Raw genomic sequence first — 17,839 nt, forward strand, 5'->3', positions numbered from 1 at the left:
ATGCTTCGTACGAACCGCTGCCGGTGTCGTAGCGCTCGTCGACGATGCGGCGGTACAGCGCCTGGATCTGCTCGCCGTAGATCGCCGCGCCGCGCAGCACCATCTTGAAGCCGTTGTAGTCGGGCGGGTTGTGGCTGCCGGTGACGACGATGCACGAATCGACGCGGCGCTCGCCGCCCTTCAGCGCGAGCGGCACGCTCGCCGCGAAATAGCCGACCGGCGTGGGCACCATGCCGACGTCGACGACGTCGACGCCCGCCGCACGCAGGCCATCGGCCAGCGCGCCGACGAGTTCCGGCCCGGACAGGCGGCCGTCGCGCGCGACCACGACGGCGTCGCCGCCTTGCGCGCGCACTTCGCTGCCGAACGCGCGGCCGATGGCGCGCGCCGTGTCGGCGTCGAGCGTCTTGCCGACCACGCCGCGAATGTCATATGCCTTGAAGATGGATTGGGAGATCATCAGTTCTCTCTCGGTTGCGTGCATGGAAAACGCTCGGACCGGCGCGTACGCATGGCCGCCTGCGCTGCCGCCGCGCAATCGCGGCGCACCTGGGCGACGGACCAATTCACATGCGCGCACGGCAGCAGCGGCATCTCGTCCCGGCGCGCGCAATGCGCGTTGCCGTGCGTGGCCGGGGCACCGGATCGCCGATACGGACGACTGCCGGCGATGCGCTTCACAATGTCGCCGGTTCCGCGTCACTGCGGATCGCCGTGCACCGTCGCCGCGGCCGCCGACGCGCATGCAGCTCGCCCACACGACGCGCGCGTCGCGTCGTCGTTCGCGAACCGCGTTGCAAATCGCCACCGTCCTGCCACGGTCGAGCCGCATGCACGGCTGCCGATGCGCCGGCCGCGTCGCTTCCGCCCCCGCCGGTCGTTCGATCAGGCACTGTACGTCGCACACACGCCGACGGGCCGACAAAGCTCTGAACGATTCCGCCAGCGCGCGCCACGGCTACGACGGCATCGCATCCCCAGCCGCACGCGCCGCACGCGCCGCGCTCAGTCCGTCTGCGCGAGATACGGCGACGTGAACACGCGCGGCGGAAACGGCGCCAGCCCGCCTTGCGGCGTGAAGCTGTAGCGCAGATACACGGCGGCCGTCCATTCGCGATACTGATACGCGTTGCCGAACGACGCGGTCGCGCCGACGGCGAGTTGCGGCGCGACCTGATATTCGCCGCGCGCGGCGAGCGAATACGCGACGCCCGTCTTGCTGTGCGACGGGTACAGCGCGCCCGGATCGAGGCCCACGGCCTGGCTGGCGGCCGCGTTCGCCGCCGCTTGCGCCTGCATGCCCGGATCGAGGGGGAAATACGGCACCGCGTTCTGCCGGTAATGCTGCACGCCGATCGAGCCGTTCAGATCGTAGGTGAACGCGCCGGTCCTGCCTGAATACTCGACCGGAATGTTCAGTATCACGTACTGCTGCGGGCTGAAGTAACCGCCGTGCCCGTACGTGAAATACGACTGGTTCTTGCTGAAGCGCATCCACGTCGCGTTGACGCCGACGGTGAGCGTCCGGTCGGCGTCGTTCAGGATGCGCGTATACGCGCCGCCGCTGCCCTTGCCGGAGAAGTTGCGCTCGACGTGATGGCCGTCGTAGAAGTCGAATCCGGCCGCGACGTAGGTGCCGCTCGTGCCGTCGTCCCAGCTCAGCGTGCCGCGCGCGCCGCTGCGCATCACGCCGCCCCACTTGAGGCCCGCGCCGGCGTCGCGCGCGCCCGCGTACGACAGCACGCTGTCGGTCACCGCGCGGCGCGTCACGGCCAGCGAATACGCCGCGCGATCGGTGATCGCGCCGTTGTAGCGCGCGCCGCCGACGATGTCCTGATACGGAAACCCGACCGGCGTCGCGCCGATCTCGGCCTGCACCTGCTTGCCCTCGTAGCCGAGCGCGACGCCGACGCCGCTCGCGGTCTGCGAGCCCGGCGAGCCGCCGCCCGCCGCCTTCGACAAGCCGGCGCCGAATCGCGCGAGGGTCGGCACGTCGGTGCTCGCGCTGCCGCCGTCGAGCATGACCGGCGTGGCCGTCACGACGACGTGGCCGTTACCGGCCTTGATGCGCCCTTCGATCGGCGCCTCGATATCGGTGAGAGCCGACAGCCCGGCTTCGCCGGTCCGGTTGCGGAACACGAGGCCGCCGGTCAGCGCGCTGGTCTGTTCGCGATTCACCTGCGCGAGCTCCGACGCGACGTCGAGCAGCTGCGCATCGGCGTTCGCGCCGCCGTCCGGCTGCGGCGGCTGGCTCGCGGGCCGCCCGCCCGCATAGCCGGCCGGCGGACGCGGAATGTAGCGTGGCGCCGCATACGGATCCGCGTCCGTCTGCGCGAGCACGGGCTGCCGTGTCGCCTGCGCCTTCGCGCCGCCGCGCGCCAGCCTGCCGGGCCGGGACGCAGGCACGGGCGCGGGCGCGGCCGCCGATGCAGTCGCCGATGCCGCGGCACGCGACGCGGGCGACATCGGCCACGGCGTCGCGACGTAGCCCGCACCACAGTCGTCGTCAGGGCTGCCCGACGCCCCGCATTCGGGCGACGGCACGTCGGCCGCCGCCTCCCGATACGACCGATAGCGCGGCGCGGCCGCGGCGCGTCCCGACTCCGCCAAGCCGCCGCCGTCGCCGCCGTAACCGTCCGGATCGCGCGCAACGGGCAGCGGCGCGGCGCGCGGCGCCGGACGGGCCTCGGGCATGGCGGACGGTATGACGTAGGTCGCGGGCGGCGCGGGCGGCATCGAATAAGGCACGGTCGGAACGTAAGAGGACGGAGAGGGCCACGAAGGCGCGCCGGGCGCCGGCAGCGCCGCGCCGGAACGCGTCGACGGACGCGCCGCATCGACGGCGGTCTTGCCTTCGAACGGATTGGTGCCGGGCAGCGGGTTCGCGCCGATGCGCCGCAGCGCGTCATCCCAGCCGCGCGGCACGTTCGCGCGTGTCGGCTTGCCGGACGCGGGCGGCGTATTGGCCGCCAGCAGCGCCCGCTGCAGATACTGCGCGGCGAGCGTGAGCTTGCCTTGCGCGCGATACAGGCGGCCGACGGCCGCGAGCAGCGCCGGATCGTCGGGCGCACTGCGCAGCGCGCTCGCCGCGAACGCTTCACCGTCGCGCCACGCCTTCGCGCTGCTCGCCGCATAGATCGCCGCGATCAGCAGGCCGACGTCGTCCGGGCGGCGGGCCAGCGCGACCCGATAGCACTTCAGCGCGTTCGCCGGATCGCCGGCCGACGTGTACAGCCGCGCGAGCGCGCCCTGCAGCTCCGGGTTGTCGGGCATCGCGGCCAGCCACGGCGCGATGACGGCGTAGCCGCCGGCGAGGTCGCCTTCGTCGCGCACCTGATCGGCGCGACGCACGACGATGTCGAGATTGAGCCGTTCGAAGTCCGCACGCTGCGCGGGCGACAACTGCATCGCATCGAGCCGCCGCATCGCCTCGGCCACGCGCGCATCGTCGTGCGCGGCCGAGGCGAGCCGCGCGTATTGCAGCAGCAGGCCCGCGTTGCCGGGTTCCCGGCCCAGCGCACGCTGCACGATCCACAGCGCGCGCGCGGCGTCGCCGGCCTGCGCGTAGCCGGCGGACAGCTGCGCCGCGAGCGCCGGCACCGACAGGCCGATGCCGTCCGCCTCGTGCAGCACGGCGAGCGCCTTCGCTTGCTGGCCGTTGCGCACCAGGCGCGTCGCGAGGGCCACCTGCTGGCCGACCCACAACCGGTGCTGCAACGTCGTCATCGCCGCGGTGCGCTGCGCGGGCGCTATGCGCTCGAGCCGCTGCAGGCCGACGCTCCAGTCCTGCGTCTGCTCGGCCAGCAGCGCACCGGCATAGAGCGCATCGGGCATGTCGGGCCGCTCGGCCAGCAAGCCGTCCATCAGGCTGCGCGCGGAGGCGATCGCACCTTGGCGCACGTACACGCGCGCGAGGTCGAGCCGCAGCCACGGATCGTCCGGATTGCCGGCGAGCGCATCCTCGAACAGGCTGCGCGCCGCGCCGAGGTCGCCGTGCGCTTCGGCCTGCCGCGCCTGCGCGGCCTCGGCCGTACTGCGCAAGCGCTCGAAGCCGCCCGCCTTCGCTTGCTGCTCGGCGCTCAGTTGCGTCGCGAACTGCAACGCCTCGTCCGCGCGCCCCTGCGCGGCCAGCGCGCCGACCAGGCCGCGCATCGCGTCCGGGTTGTCCGACTGGCGCCGCAACGCCATCCGGTACGCCTGCTCGGCGCCGGGCGCGTCGCGGTTCTCCAGCAGCGCGTCGCCGAGCAGCACCTGCGCGGTGACGTTCGACGGGTCCGCGAGAATCGCGCGCTCGAACAGTGCCTTCGCCTGCGCGAAGTCGCCGTTGCTCTGCGCGCCGAGCGCGCTGCTCGTGTAGAACCAGTAGGTCGCGCTGTCGAGCGCCGAGCGCCAGCGCGCCGCATTGCCGCCGCGCGACGCGCGTTCGAGATCGCTGCGCGCCTGCGCGAAGCGCTCCTGCTTCAGCGCGACGATGCCGCGCCCGCCCAACGCATCGCTGTCGTTCGGGTTGGCGTCGAGCACGGCGTCGAAACGCGCGCGCGCCGCGGCGAGGTCGCCACGATCGAGCGCCGCGAAGCCGTCGTCGATCGCGCGGCCGCGCGCTTCGTTCGCCGCGCCGCGCCGATCGGGCTCGCGCGCCGCCAGATCGGGCCGCACCATGCTGTCGTAGCGCGCCTTGACCGGCGCATCGTCGGGCGCGACCTTCAGGTACGCGAGATAGCGCGCCTGGTCGGACGGCCGCGCCGCGAGCCACAGCAGCGCCTGACGCCAGCTTTGCAGCGCGTCCTTGCCGACCTTGCCGTCGCCGGCCAACTGTTCGAGCCGGTCGATGCCGTCGCGGCGCGTCGCGTCGCGATAGGTCAGATGTTGCGCATAGGCGAGCGCGTAGCGCGGATCGTCCGGGTTGTCGCGCGCGAGCCGTTCGAGGCCGCGCCGCGCATCGTTCCATCCGCTCGGCGTGGCCGCGAGTGCCTGGAAATACTCGCGCTGCAGCGCCGGCGACGACGGCACGCCCTGCAGCGCGCGCTGATACTGCCGCACGGCCTGTTCGCTCTGCCCGCTTTGCGCGAGGCGGCGCGCATCGCCCAGCTCGGCGTCCCGCGCACTCGATTCGCCCAGGCGGCTCGCGAGTTCGTCGATGCGCGCGAAGCCGGGCGCGGTGCGGCGCAGTTGCTCCAGATAGCGGCGCGCGCCGTCGAGATCGCGGCGATCGGCGAGCACCATCCCCATTCCGAACAGTGCGTCGGGCTGATTCGGATCGACGCCGAGCACCTTGTTCCACGCCTGCGCCGCGAGATCGCCGCGACCGTGCGCCTGCCAGTAGCGGCCCTGATCGACGAGCACTTTGAGCGCGTCGTTGGCGGCCTGCGCCGCATGCGGCAGCGCCAGCGCGCACACGAGGCTCGCGACACCGCCCGCGCGGGCGCCGAGCCCGCGTAACCGTCGGTCGCGCATGTCACTCCTTCAGCCGGCGCGCCGCACGCGCACGCAGCAAACGATAGAACAGCGCCGCCGCGATGAAGGCGCCCAGCACGCCGACCAGCGCGAGCAGCACCGGCCGCCCCGACATGACCCAGCGCACGTAGGTGAGCGGCGGCAGCGCGCCGAGGTGATACGCGGTGTCGGTCGACGCGACCGTCACCGTGCGATCGCGAATCACCACCGTCGCGCCGCGGATCGACGCGAGCAGATCCTCGTCGAGCAGCGCCGGCCCGAGCACCGCGTCCGCATGGCCGGTCGCGCCGATCAGCGCGACCGCGCTGCGGGTCTTGCGCAACGGCGATTCGAAGCCGGCGATCACCGCGCTCGCGCCGTCCGCCACGATCGACAGGCCGGCCTGCACGCGCTCGGCGCCCGGCGAATCGGCCGCGACCGCGCGGCCGAACAGGCCGCCGAACACGCCGCCGCGGCGCTCGTCGTCGAACGGGATGCGCGCGGCCCAGCGGCTCAGCAGCGGCTGCGAGTCCGGCGCGCCGAGTATCAGCAGATCGCGCGACGCGAACGCGTCCACGCCGGCCGCGTCGGTCACCGCCACGCCGCTGACCGGATAGCCGGTCGACGCGCCCATCCGCCCCATCGCGAGCAGGTACAGGCCGTAGACGTCCGCCGACGGCTCGTTCGGCAGCACGACGGCCGTGTCCGACAGATCGGCCATGCGCGTGAACGGAAAGCCGCTGTTCGCGAACGCGGCCAGATCGGGCAGCGCGATGTAGTGCGGAAACGACGACACGTCGATCGTCGAGCCCGGGTCGATCGCGCCCGCGACGTTCTGCAGCAGCCGCCCGGTGCATTTGCCCTGATCCGGCATCTCGTAGAAGAAGTTCAGCGCCAGTTGCGCATGCGGCGTCACCAGCGGCGGCGGCACGTGCAGCGTCGCGCGCGCGGTGCCGTCGGCGACGAACGGCAGGTAGCGGCTCAGGCTCCAGTTGGCCCAGTCGCGCGCCGGAATCGGCAGCGCCTTCACGAACGTATCGTCGACGCTCAGGTTGAGCGACGAGCGATCGGCGCGCAGCGTCGGCGTATAGCGATACCGCAGATCGATCGGCGCGCCGCGCGTGTTCCACGTAAACAGATCGGGCGCCATGCGCAGATCGAGCCGCACCGGGCCGGCCTGGTAGCCGGACACCGACAGCGCGCGTTCCGCCGCCAGTTCGCCGAAACGGACCGGGCGAACCGACGACAGCCAGTTCGGCGCGTCATACGGCACACGCGGCGCGGGCGGCTGCACACCGGTGACCGTGGCGCGCGTGCCCGCGAGCGGGCCGCGGCCGAATGCGAGCGCCAGCGCGGCCGCCTTCAGTTCGGCCGGCGTGCGTCCGAGCACCAGCAACAGCTGGCCGTGTGCGGGCGCGGGGCGGTCGGCGACCGCCAGCGTCGGCCCGTCGATGGCCGGCAGCGGGACGCCGTCCACCCGATCGTCGGTGGTCGCGAACACCACGACGTTGCCCGCTTCCGGCATGGCGCCGACGCGCACCGGGAAGCGCGCGCCGCGATACGACGCGAGCGCGCCGAACCACGATGCGACGATGCCGGCCGCCTCCAGCGTCTCGCGCGACGGCCGCGCGGCGAACGCGAACGGCAGCTCGAGCCGCCGCACGTCGCGCTGATCGAAGAACGGCGCGGGCAGCACGCCGAGCTCGGGCGGCTCGGGCAGCGTCGCATAGGTCAATTCCAGGCGGCTCGCGTTGCTCACCGTCGCCCACAGCGACGAACTGGCCGGATTCTCGCAGCCGTTCGTGTAATGGCCGATCAGCTGAACGTTCAGATGGTTGTACTCGGTGACGAAGCGCGGATCGATCGGCACGTCGCGTGCGACCGTCATCCCCGCCTGCGCGGTCGGCAGCGGCAGCGTCGCCGCCACTTCGCCGTTGACCAGCACCTTCAGCTGCGACAGATCCGGCAGCAATGCGGGCGAGTAGCTGTAGACGAGGTGCAGCGCCGCTGCCGTGACGACCTCGTCGCGCCGCACCGAAAACGCGACGCCGTTCTGGCCGTCCGTGCCGTGCAACTGCAACGGATCGCGCGCGCCGAGATCGGCGAACGTCAGCGCCTGACGCCGGCCGCCCGGCACCCGCGTGCCGGGCTCCGCCGTGGTCGGCAGCCGGCCGGCGCGGCGACGCTCGGCTTCGTCCTTCGGCACCGGCTCGGCGAGCAGCGGCGGCGGCGCGACGGCGGGGCCGGCCGGCACGGCCATCGACAGTGACGGCAAACGATCGGCCAGCCGCTCCGGCGGCTCGCCGGGCGACGCGGCACGATCGAACGCGCGCACCGCGCCGGGCTGCTGGGCCAGCGCAGCGGATGCCCAGAGGCCCGACGCGACGCCGCTCGCGAGCGCGCCGAACGCGAACGCGCACGTCCGCAGCTTGCGCGGCAAGTGCGTGTGCCAGTTGCCGGCCCGCGCGCGGCACGCCGCGGCCGCCCCCATCGAAACGCGCGCGTTTTCACCCGCGTCGTCGCGCGTGCCGCCGCGCCATCGCGACATCCCCGTCATGCTGTCTGCCCTCGTGTTATTTCTTCGTGATTGTGTCGGCGGCGTCGCCCTTGCCGCTGCGGCCGCCGTGGTGACCGCGGTCGCCGCGCAGGTCGCCGTACAGGCGCGCGATCACGCGCAGCAAGCCGCGTATGCCGACCGTCGCGAGATGCAGGAACGCATGCGGCGGCGAGTCCGGCCGGCGGCCGGCCGTCCAGTCGATCCATGCGTCCGCGCGCGCGAACGTCGAGCTGACCAGATCGAATTCCTGTTGTTGCGACAGGGTCTCGAAGCGGATGCCGAGCCGCCCCGGTCCCGCGTACTCGATCGTCCCCGGAAACGCGTACTCGTCGACGCCGCGAAACAGCGACACGGTCACCTGTTCGCCGTCGGGCACTCGGGCGTCCTCCGGCACCGCGACGCCGATGCCGCCTTCCGAGTAGTCGAGCGTTTCGCACGCCAGCGTGCGGCCGTTGCCGAATCGCAGCATCACCGGAATGCGCGCGGCGACGCGATGCGACTCGCGCACCTGCCGGCGCTCGTTCGCCGCGGCGACCGCGAGGCCGAGGATCAGCAGGTTGTAGGTCGTCCACGCGAGGTTGAACGCCGTCGTCTGCACCTCGCTGCCCACGCCGCGATTCAGCGCGATATGCAGCGCGCCCATCGCGAGGCCGAACGCGTTCAGGATCACCAGGCTCAGGTACGGCTTCGAGATCGCCCAGTCGAAATAGCCGCGGTCGATCCGGCCGCCCTTGGCCGTGACGTTGAACGTGCCGAGCCGCGGATTGACCAGCGCGAGCAGCGTCGGCAACGCGATGTACGACGCGAGCACGGCCTCGTAGACTTCCGCCCAGAACGAATGCCGGAACCGGCTCTGCATCCGCGAGTTCGTCAGCGTCGCGTGCACGACGTGCGGCAGCGCGTAGAGCGCGAGCATCGTCGCCGATGCGTGGATCACGTGCGCGCCGAAGAACAGGAACGACAGCGGCGCGGTGAGGAACACCAGCCGCGGGATGCCGTAGAAGAAATGCATCATCGCGTTGAGGTAGCACAGCCGCTGCCCCAGCGTGAGGCCGCGGCCGAACAGCGGATTGTCGATGCGGAAGATCTGCGTCATGCCGCGCGCCCAGCGGATGCGCTGGCCGATGTGGCCCGTCAGGCTTTCGGTCGCGAGACCGGCCGCCTGCGGGATCGCGAGATAGGCGGTCGTATAGCCGTGGCGATGCAGCTTCAGCGCCGTATGGGCGTCCTCGGTGACCGTCTCGGTCGCGATGCCGCCGATCTCCTCGACCATCGAGCGCCGCAGCAGCGCGCACGATCCGCAGAAGAACGTCGCGTTCCAGAGGTCGTTGCCGTCCTGCACCAGCCCGTAGAACAACTCGCCTTCGTTCGGCACCTTGCGGAAGATCCCGAGGTTGCGCTCGAACGGATCGGCCGAGAAGAAATGGTGGGGCGTCTGCAGCATCGACAGCTTCGGGTCGCGGATGAACGAGCCGAGGCACAGCTGCAGGAACGAGCGCGTCGGCACATGATCGCAATCGAAGATCGCGACGTACTCGCCGTGAGTCGACTTCAGCGCTTCGTTCAGGTTGCCGGCTTTCGCGTAACGGTTGTGATCGCGGATCGTCCAGTGCACGCCGACGGCTTCGCAGAAGTCCCTGAACTCCGGCCGGCGCCCGTCGTCGAGCACGTGGATCGACAGCTTGTCGGCCGGATAGTCGAGCGCGAGCGCCGCGTAGATCGTCGGTTTGACGACGCTGAGCGGCTCGTTGTACGTCGGGATGAACACGTCGACGCTCGGCCAGTCCGCACGCGACGCGGGCAGCGGCAACGGCTTGCGCCCCAGCGGCCATGCCGTCTGGAAGTAGCCGAGCAGCAGCACCGCGGCCGCATACACTTCGGCCGCGACGAGCAGCGCGCCCCAGGCGGCGTCGAGCGGGTGCGACCACACCAGCGTTTCGGTGAGTCGCCAGAACATGTACCGGCCGGTGGCCACGACCGACAGCACGATCATCACGAGCGTCGCGTAGCGGCCGTTCACGCGCCGGATCGCGAGCGCACCGGCCAGGCAGCAGGTCGCGAACGCGAGCTGGCCGGCGTCGTCGAGCGGCACCGTACAGACGAAATACAGCGCCAGCGCCGCGCATGCGGCGAGCGGCGCCGTGACGAGCCAGCCGCTGCCCGGCAACCGGTCGAGCAGCCGGTCGAGCGCCGATCCGCGAGCGGCCTCGACAGCCGCGCTCATGCCACGCTCCGCGCATTCGCGCGCCGCCCGAGCGCGCGCTCGAGCCACTCGGCGCACGCGCCCAGATCGGCCGCGGCCTGCGAACGCGGGTCGTAGCGATTCACGGTCGTGCGGCACGCGAGCGATTCAGCAACGCCCTGGTCCGCGTGAATCACGCCGGCGAAGCGCGCCGCGCCGACGCTGTCGCGCAACGCGCGCAGCACGTCGCGGCCCAGCTCGCGCGACTGATCGACCTGATTGACCACGTAGCCGTCGCCGATGAAGTCGGTGCGCGTCGCCGCATAGGCGTCGAGCATGCGCCGCATCTGCGGGATCGACGCATACGACGCCGCGTCGGCGAGCAACACGGTCAGCACGAAATGCGCAGCCGTCAGTGCGGCGCGCATGTAGACCGACGAGCCGGGCGGCGTATCGACGATCACGATGTCGTCGTCGCCGAGCGCGAGCGCGGCGAGCCCGCGTGCGAGCCACGCCGGATCGCGATCGAGCATGCGCTCGAAGCGGCGCTGATCCGTTTCGCCGACCACGCCGAACGGCATCACGGCGATGCCGTCGACCACCGCGAGCGGCCACTGCCGCTCGCTCAGCGCCGCGCCGGCCAGCCCGTCGCTCATCTCGAGCGGTACGCCGAAATGCAGCTTCAGCGCATTCTGCGGATCCAGATCCACCACGCACACGCGATGCCGGCGCGACGCCGCGAGCACGGCCGCGAGGTTCGCCGCCAGCGTCGTCTTGCCGACGCCGCCCTTTGCCGACGCGATCACGACGATCTTCATGAACGGCCCGTCCATACCGGCGGCGGCTTCGGCGCGTCGGCCGGCGCGTAACCGCGCAGCCGCTCGAACAGCGTCTGCAGCGGCTCGGACGAGCCGGGTGCGCGCGTGCGGTCACACGCCGGCGACTTGCCCACCAGTTTCTTCAATGCGCCGGCGCTTCGATCGCGTGCGGCGGCGTCGGTTGCGGACGCTGCGCGCGTGTCGGCCGTCACGGCGTCGACCTCGGGCTGCGTGTGCTCGGCAGCGATCGGCGCGGGCGTGCGAGGCGCGTCGTCCGCTTGCAATTCGACACCAGCGAGCAGCGGCCAGCGCGCGCGCGCCGCATCGGCATCCGCTTCCGCGCGCACCTCGTGATAGCGTCCGGCATCGCCGCCGAAACGCTTGAACAACGATTCGATATCCCGTGAGCTCGACATAAGCTGCCCTGTTGTCATGACGGAGAGTCCGGTCGCGCGAACCGTTCAGTGCGGCGCGCGAGCGATGCGCAACTCGATCCGTGCGTCGTCCTGCGGCACGACGTCCTGCGTCACACGCAGGCCGGCCGCGCCGACGCTGTCGAACCAGCCCTGATACGCGCCCTGCAGGAACGCCGCCGACCAGCCGAGATGGCACGCGCCGAGCGCGCGCAACGGCGCCGCGTAATGAACGATGCGCAGAAATGCCTGCTCGTCGGACAGCTCGGCGTAGCCCCACTCCATTTCGCGCCAGCGCGCATTCAAGGCGTTCGTGAGATCGTCGGTCGACTCGCACGGGCCGAGCGGATGCGCGGCCGCGAAGCGCATGCCGACGCGCGCCATCAGTTGGCGGAGTTCGTCCTGATCGAGCTGATCGCTGAATTCGCCGGCAAGCGCCTCCAGGAACCCGCGCCATTGCGGCGACACCTGGCGCTCGAGAAGGTGCTCCAAGATTTCCTGCATGCGAGACGGCCCCGGTGAAATTGGATGATCGGTGTGCCCGCATCGTGCCTGTCGTGTGCGGGCATCGTGCCAACGGCGTTTTGGAAATCGTAGCGAATCCCGCTTCGCGGATGGGCGCCAACATCTAGCCCGGAGGCGACAAACTGGCAGACGTAACGGACAACGGGCCGGCTGCGTCAGTGCGGCCGTTTCGTGTGCTCGCCCGTCGCCGGGCGGCAAACACACTTCACGCGGCGCTGGGCGCGCCGCGCTGCATCGAGCGACTACGCGGGTGTCGTATCAGGCCAGGCCCGGCGACGATTCATCGCGGAATTCGCAGAACAACTCGCGCCGATCGGCGAGCACCTCGATCTGCTCCGGCGTCAATCCGGCGACGATCGATGCGACTTCGTCGGACATGCCCAGCTGCTGTTTCGCGACTTCGCGATCCGCATGCAGCAGGCGCTGCGCGAGCGTCAGGTATGAACGGTTGAATTCAGCGATTGCGTCGAAGACGTCGTCCTGTTCGGCCATGATCGTTCCTGTTATTGTCGGCCGGCCGTCGGATTCGGCAAGCCACGGGGCGCATGTTCCCGACGCCCGACATTCTCGACCGGATACTGTATGTGACGTATGCACCGCTGAACGGACAAAGCATAGATGTAATCCGCCAAATCGCGATGTTCTGCGATTGCCGCAATCGCCGCAATTACCGCAATTACCGCCGGCGCGGAATGGGACCTACGGGGACGGAACCGGTGCGTCCGGCCTGGCCTGCGTCAGGCGCTCGACGAGCGCCTCGAGCTCCGCCGGCTTCAGCGCAATGATCAACGACGCAATCTCATTCGAGATGCCGAGCTCGCGCGCAGCCACGTCGCAATCGATCTTCAGCATCTGCTGCATCAGTTCCAGGTAGGCCGGATCCAGCGCTTCCAATGCGCGGCAAATGTCGCCTTGCTCCATCATCGCGCCCTCCCGATAACACGCCCGTGATGTCGATGGATCGGCATTCCGACGCGTCGGCAGATGCCGTTCCGGTGTGCGGATGCAAGCCGCGCTTCGACGCGGCTGCCGTCGAATGAATACCATTTCAAAATAGTTCGTTGTGCAATTCGTGATGTCGTGATCGGCCTGTCCGATTCGCCCAGGATTCAGTCGTCGTTTCAATCCGGAACGCCCCTAGGATTTGTGCAACTGCACACGCTCGACGCAATGCGATTGCGCGGTGTGCAACGTCGATTGTCTGGGCGCCCGGACGCCGCATCGGAAACCGGCGTGGTCCGCTCTTCACTCCGAAATCATGGAAATATCGCTATGTTGAAAGTGACGAAAGCCGTCTTTCCGGTCGCCGGCCTGGGCACGCGGTTCCTGCCCGCCACCAAGGCGAGCCCCAAGGAAATGTTGCCGGTCGTGGACAAGCCGTTGATCCAGTATGCCGTCGAAGAGGCGATCGAAGCGGGCATCACCGAGATGATCTTCGTGACCGGGCGCAGCAAGCGCGCGATCGAAGATCACTTCGACAAGTCGTACGAGATCGAGGCCGAACTCGAGGCACGCGGCAAGGAGAAGCTGCTGTCGCTCGTGCGCAGCATCAAGCCGAGCCACGTCGACTGCTTCTACGTTCGCCAGGCCGAAGCGCTCGGGCTCGGTCACGCCGTCCTGTGCGCGGAGAAGCTCGTCGGCGACAACCCGTTCGCCGTGATTCTCGCCGACGACCTGCTCGACGGCCCGACGCCGGTTCTGCGCCAGATGATCGACGTATTCGACCACTATCATGCGTCGGTCATCGGCGTCGAGGAGATCGCGCCGGCGGATTCGAAGTCCTATGGCGTGATCGACGGCAAGCGCTGGGAAGACGATCTCTTCAAGCTGTCGGGGATCGTCGAGAAGCCCGAACCGGCGCAGGCGCCGTCGAATTTCGGCGTCGTGGGCCGTTATGTGCTGAAGCCGAAGATCTTCAAGCATCTGCGCGGGCTCAAGCCGGGCGCGGGCGGTGAACTGCAGCTGACCGACGCGATCCAGTCGCTGCTCACCGATGAACAGGTGCTCGCGTACCGCTACGACGGCACGCGCTTCGACTGCGGCAGCAAGCTCGGCTACCTGAAGGCGACGGTCGAATTTGCGTTGCGGCATCCGGAGGTCGCGGCGGATTTCGAACGGTATCTGCTCGCGCGGATGTCGGAGCAACTGGTCGTCTGACATGAATGCTGACCGCCGACGGATATTTCATCCACTATCTAGTTCGTTGCCGCTTAGATCGGCTTCTCTTTCGCGCATGTCTGCGGTGACTGTCACGCGTGTGGACGTCAATTAGCGGCCTGGGGGATGCGACTCTCACCATCCCGCTGGCAGCCGTTTGCACCGCATGGCTCGCGACGTCAATGCACGGGTGGCGAATTGCAGTCTCATGGTGGGTCTTGCTCGGCGCCGGAATGTTAGCTGTCGGCGTGACGAAAATTCTCTATGCCGGCTGCGGCATAGAGATCCACGCGATTCACTTTCGCGTTATCAGCGGCCATACGATGCTAGCCGCATCTGTATGGTCGATGGTTTCCATCCTGACGCTGCACGACGGATGGCATGTTCGTGCCCGCGCCGCGCTGCTGCCGGGCGCTGCCGTCGCCGTGGCCGTCGCAGTCGCACGCGTGTTCGATCATGCGCATACCGTATCTGAAGTCGCCGGAGGCTGGACCATCGGCATGCTCGTCGTGGCAGGTTTGCTCCGCTGGAAAACCGCACCGGTGCTACTTCCCTGGAGGCGCTCACCCGCAGCCGCATCGATGCTTGCCGTCTGCGTCGTCGCATACGGGTACCGCTCGCCAATTCAAGCCGCGATCGATACGTACTCGCCATTCCTGTGCGCACCGTTCAGATAGCCTGCCGCCCCTACCATACCGACACTATGCGGCACAGCCAAGATATCGAATCGTCACTCACATATCGCTCGAGCTGCAATCGCGGGGCGGCGCTTCTGGCCAACATTCTGTCGTCCAAGCACGCCACACGTTACGCACAATGCTGCCGATACGCCTCGCACCCTTCCCCTACGAATAACGCCGCAAACCGATGAAAATCCTCGTCTACGGCATCAACTACGCACCTGAACTCACCGGCATAGGCAAGTACACGGCAGAGATGGCCGAAGCACTCGCCGCAAAAGGCCACGACGTCCGCGTGGTCTGTGCTCCCCCGTATTATCCCGAGTGGCGCGTCGCATCGGGATATCGCGGGACACGATACGGAACCGAGTATCGCAATGGCGTGAGGCTGTGGCGAGCGCCGCTGTGGGTGCCGCAGCGGCCAAGTGCCGTCTCGCGCGTGGTCCATCTCGCAAGCTTTGCGCTGTCCAGCTTTCCGGTAATGCTGCGTCATGCGCTTTGGCGTCCTGACGTAGTCATCTGTATCGCACCGAGCTTGCTGAACGCACCAGGTGGGTTAGTCGTTGCCAGGCTGAGCGGTGCCCACGCATGGCTTCATATCCAGGACTACGAAGTCGACGCTGCCTTCAATCTTGGTATGCTGGACGGATCGTTGCTTCGCCGCACGGCAGTTACTCTTGAGCGCACCTTATTGAAGCGGTTCGACACCGTCTCGACGATCTCAGGGAAGATGATCGAACGCGCAATGCACAAGGGCATTCCCCCAAGTAAACTCGTGCATTTTGGGAACTGGGCAGACACTCGCTCGATCTATCCGCTCAAGCGGCCGAGCGAGCTTCGAGCTACGCTCAATATCTCATTGGACGCCACCGTCGTACTCTATTCCGGCAACATGGGTACTAAGCAGGGACTCGATGTACTGGCGGATGCAGCACAACGGCTCGCCATGCGCGACAACATCGTGTTTGTCTTCTGCGGTAATGGGCCTGCGCGTGACGACCTCATCACGCGCTGCAGCGGCCTGCGCAACTGCCGATTCATGAACCTGCAGCCAGCCAATCGGCTCAACGAATTGCTGAATCTTGCAGACATACATGTTCTTCCGCAACGTGCCGACGCCGCCGATCTCGTGATGCCTTCGAAATTGACGGGCATGTTCGCGAGCGGACGTGCGGTAATCGCAATGGCGAACTCAGGAACAGAGTTGCACGACGTCGTTTCGCAACGCGGGGTTCTGGTGCCGCCCGGCGATCCAGAATCCCTCGCAAGCGCAATCGATTCACTGGCTACCGATGTGCGAAAGCGAGCTCACTTAGGATTGGTCGGACGAGCCTTCGCTGAAGCCGCATTGTCACGTGAAGCGGTGCTCCGAGAATTCGAAGCCAGATTGTCGGCGTTGCGGCCTATCTCGCAAGGCAACTGAGCAAGCCGAATACCGAAGTCGCGGCATGCATGAGATGTGGCCCACCCCAGCGGGGGAAATACTCTTTTGTTCTCGCCCTCAAGTTCTCCTTGGGGCGAGACGCTCAACGACGCGCCTCGTGGCGCTGAAGCTCGATAGCCTTGACCGATATCAGATATTCATAGACGCACTGTAAGAACGTGTAGTGCCATCCTGCGCGCCCGTCCAGGAACGATCGACGGACAACCATCATGTAGAAAAATTTGAACAATGGTCGACACGGCATTCTGTAAAACAGCGCCTTCTGATGGAACCGTCGAACGTTGAAATCCCGGTCGAACAAGGCTTTGGACAATGAGAACTCGGCTTGGCGACGACGAAGAAGTTCGCCCGCTTCCATCGAAGAATAGAGATTGTGTTTGCCGATCCAGTGCGCCATGCCCTTGGAGAACGGAAAATGGTCGAGATCACCGGCGAGTTCGTGAATATCTCCATCGACGATGAGCACCTCGTTCACCTCCCGCTCGTAATGTACGCGCGACGGACGCACGAATCGGATGAAATATGGAGAGATTTGCGCATGCTTCAGCCACCGACCCAGGAAATAGTCTCGACGACGCACGCGGGCGGCCCCCGTCGCGTCCGAGGCATTGGCGACGAAGCGCCTCAGTTCATCCATCAGTTCGGATGACGGGCGCTCGTCTGCATCCAGAATCAACAACCACTCGTGCTTGAATTCGAAGTTCCGCAATGCATGGTTTCGTTGCGCTGCGAAGCCATCGAATTCGCGTACCACGACCTGCGCCCCGAATGCACTGGCGATCTGCACAGTGGAGTCTTCACTCATCGAATCGAGCACCCAGATATCGTCCACTCCGTTGATGCTTTTCATGCATCCCGGCAAGTCTGCCTCTTCGTTCTTCGTCAGGATCAAGACCGAAAATCCGTATGTCATTCAGCCCCTCTGCGCTTGCGCGAGTTGATTCGCCGGGCAGGCATACCGGCGTACACCGCCCACTGTTCTTCGAGCGGCCTCGATACCACGGCCCTCGCCCCTATCACCGCCCCTTCGGGTACGGTCACGCCCGGTGCCAGGAACGCTTCTGCACAAACCCACGCGTGATCGGCCACCGTGATCGGCTGCGTCACCAGCTGGAAATTACGGGAATGGATGTCGTGCGATCCGGCGCAGAGATGCGCACCTTGGGATATGACGACGTAGTTTCCGATCTTGATATCGGCCATGTTGTAGAGAATTGCACCATCCGCAATGCCAACGTGCGAGCCGACCTCGAGCATCCAAGGTGCCCAGATCTTCACGCGCGGATATACGTGAACATGACGACCAAGTTTGGCGCCGAACGACCTGAGCAACAGAGCGCGCCAGACATGCAGTGGCCTTGGGCTGAATCTGAATAGCAGGACGTAGGCTACGCCCCAAACGGCTCGGCGCAGTCGATTCGAAAAATTGAACGACGGCTCGGTGAAGGGATCGTTACCGTCAATAATCATACGATCGAGAAATCAGCGAAAGATATTTGTGCCCCAACGGCAAGGGGACAGCCCGATATTCTGCGTCGCAGTCAACGACAACCGACTCGGACATGCCGAGCCGTAAGTCTACCGCCCTCAGCGCCGGTTCAACGCACATCAATCCGCCAAAATCTAGCTG

General features: G+C 67.7%; 13 protein-coding genes and 1 pseudogene. 3 read left to right on the forward strand and 11 right to left on the reverse strand.

From position 1 onward, the window contains the following. The 9 genes and pseudogenes from EX20_RS20885 to EX20_RS20925 form a co-directional block, all read right to left on the reverse strand. Nucleotides 1–460: pseudogene (locus EX20_RS20885) on the reverse strand (phosphomannomutase/phosphoglucomutase); the annotation flags it as partial. A gap of 545 nt (nt 461–1,005) precedes the next feature. After that, nucleotides 1,006–5,454 (reverse strand): cellulose biosynthesis protein BcsC, encoded by a 4,449-nt coding sequence (locus EX20_RS20890; protein WP_034194587.1) that lies wholly within the window; start codon nt 5,452–5,454, stop codon nt 1,006–1,008. A 1-nt stretch (nt 5,455) separates the two neighbouring features. After that, nucleotides 5,456–7,990, reverse strand: coding sequence for a cellulose biosynthesis cyclic di-GMP-binding regulatory protein BcsB (bcsB, locus tag EX20_RS20895; protein WP_072465547.1), 2,535 nt, complete (start codon nt 7,988–7,990; stop codon nt 5,456–5,458). A 16-nt stretch (nt 7,991–8,006) separates the two neighbouring features. After that, nucleotides 8,007–10,214, reverse strand: coding sequence for a UDP-forming cellulose synthase catalytic subunit (gene bcsA / locus EX20_RS20900; protein ID WP_034194588.1), 2,208 nt, complete (start codon nt 10,212–10,214; stop codon nt 8,007–8,009). Then, on the reverse strand, nt 10,211–10,990 hold the full coding sequence (gene bcsQ / locus EX20_RS20905; protein WP_034194621.1) for a cellulose biosynthesis protein BcsQ: 780 nt from the start codon (nt 10,988–10,990) through the stop codon (nt 10,211–10,213). Before bcsQ ends, bcsA begins: the two co-directional genes overlap by 4 nt. Next, on the reverse strand, nt 10,987–11,424 hold the full coding sequence (bcsP, locus tag EX20_RS20910; protein WP_309600069.1) for a cellulose biosynthesis protein BcsP: 438 nt from the start codon (nt 11,422–11,424) through the stop codon (nt 10,987–10,989). The genes bcsQ and bcsP overlap by 4 nt, the downstream gene beginning before the upstream one ends. A gap of 27 nt (nt 11,425–11,451) precedes the next feature. Further along, on the reverse strand, nt 11,452–11,907 hold the full coding sequence (gene bcsD, locus EX20_RS20915; RefSeq protein ID WP_034194590.1) for a cellulose biosynthesis protein BcsD: 456 nt from the start codon (nt 11,905–11,907) through the stop codon (nt 11,452–11,454). A gap of 279 nt (nt 11,908–12,186) precedes the next feature. Further along, on the reverse strand, nt 12,187–12,420 hold the full coding sequence (locus EX20_RS20920) for a flagellar transcriptional regulator FlhD (RefSeq protein WP_011880561.1): 234 nt from the start codon (nt 12,418–12,420) through the stop codon (nt 12,187–12,189). A gap of 207 nt (nt 12,421–12,627) precedes the next feature. Beyond that, nucleotides 12,628–12,852, reverse strand: a complete 225-nt coding sequence (locus EX20_RS20925; protein ID WP_014726206.1) for a flagellar transcriptional regulator FlhD — start codon at nt 12,850–12,852, stop codon at nt 12,628–12,630. A 348-nt stretch (nt 12,853–13,200) separates the two neighbouring features. On the opposite strand from EX20_RS20925, the gene galU reads away from it, so the two are divergent. The 3 genes from galU to EX20_RS31045 all read left to right on the forward strand — a co-directional run bounded on the left by galU (nt 13,201) and on the right by EX20_RS31045 (nt 16,188). Further along, nucleotides 13,201–14,085, forward strand: a complete 885-nt coding sequence (galU, locus tag EX20_RS20930) for a UTP--glucose-1-phosphate uridylyltransferase GalU (RefSeq protein ID WP_011880563.1) — start codon at nt 13,201–13,203, stop codon at nt 14,083–14,085. 98 nt (nt 14,086–14,183) lie between these two features. After that, the gene (locus tag EX20_RS20935; protein WP_034194591.1) at nt 14,184–14,762 is read left to right on the forward strand and encodes a phosphatase PAP2 family protein; all 579 of its coding nucleotides are present in this window, start codon (nt 14,184–14,186) and stop codon (nt 14,760–14,762) included. A 190-nt stretch (nt 14,763–14,952) separates the two neighbouring features. Further along, nucleotides 14,953–16,188: a glycosyltransferase WbuB gene (locus tag EX20_RS31045; protein WP_072465548.1), complete on the forward strand. Its 1,236-nt coding sequence runs from the start codon at nt 14,953–14,955 to the stop codon at nt 16,186–16,188. A gap of 103 nt (nt 16,189–16,291) precedes the next feature. Here EX20_RS31045 and EX20_RS20945 read toward each other — a convergent pair whose 3' ends face one another. Together EX20_RS20945 and EX20_RS20950 are read right to left on the reverse strand one after the other, a co-directional pair. Beyond that, entirely contained in the window at nt 16,292–17,101 is an 810-nt protein-coding gene (locus tag EX20_RS20945; RefSeq protein ID WP_231572269.1) for a glycosyltransferase family 2 protein, read from the reverse strand. A 17-nt stretch (nt 17,102–17,118) separates the two neighbouring features. Next, complete coding sequence (locus EX20_RS20950; protein ID WP_034194594.1) at nt 17,119–17,679, reverse strand: LbetaH domain-containing protein; 561 nt, start codon at nt 17,677–17,679, stop codon at nt 17,119–17,121. Nucleotides 17,680–17,839: the final 160 nt, after the last annotated feature.

It is taken from the genome of Burkholderia sp. WP42 (genome assembly GCF_000745665.1).
GTDB classification, from domain to species: Bacteria; Pseudomonadota; Gammaproteobacteria; order Burkholderiales; family Burkholderiaceae; genus Burkholderia; species Burkholderia vietnamiensis.

Excerpts from the sequence above, each read along its gene's own strand:
- EX20_RS20890 (WP_034194587.1), bottom strand. The coding sequence starts at position 5,454 with ATGCGCGACCGACGGTTACGCGGGCTCGGCGCCCGCGCGGGCGGTGTC.
- bcsB (WP_072465547.1), bottom strand. The coding sequence starts at position 7,990 with ATGACGGGGATGTCGCGATGGCGCGGCGGCACGCGCGACGACGCGGGT.
- bcsA (WP_034194588.1), bottom strand. The coding sequence starts at position 10,214 with ATGAGCGCGGCTGTCGAGGCCGCTCGCGGATCGGCGCTCGACCGGCTG.
- bcsQ (WP_034194621.1), bottom strand. The coding sequence starts at position 10,990 with ATGAAGATCGTCGTGATCGCGTCGGCAAAGGGCGGCGTCGGCAAGACG.
- bcsP (WP_309600069.1), bottom strand. The coding sequence starts at position 11,424 with ATGACAACAGGGCAGCTTATGTCGAGCTCACGGGATATCGAATCGTTG.
- bcsD (WP_034194590.1), bottom strand. The coding sequence starts at position 11,907 with ATGCAGGAAATCTTGGAGCACCTTCTCGAGCGCCAGGTGTCGCCGCAA.
- EX20_RS20920 (WP_011880561.1), bottom strand. The coding sequence starts at position 12,420 with ATGGCCGAACAGGACGACGTCTTCGACGCAATCGCTGAATTCAACCGT.
- EX20_RS20925 (WP_014726206.1), bottom strand. The coding sequence starts at position 12,852 with ATGATGGAGCAAGGCGACATTTGCCGCGCATTGGAAGCGCTGGATCCG.
- galU (WP_011880563.1), top strand. The coding sequence starts at position 13,201 with ATGTTGAAAGTGACGAAAGCCGTCTTTCCGGTCGCCGGCCTGGGCACG.
- EX20_RS31045 (WP_072465548.1), top strand. The coding sequence starts at position 14,953 with ATGAAAATCCTCGTCTACGGCATCAACTACGCACCTGAACTCACCGGC.
- EX20_RS20950 (WP_034194594.1), bottom strand. The coding sequence starts at position 17,679 with ATGATTATTGACGGTAACGATCCCTTCACCGAGCCGTCGTTCAATTTT.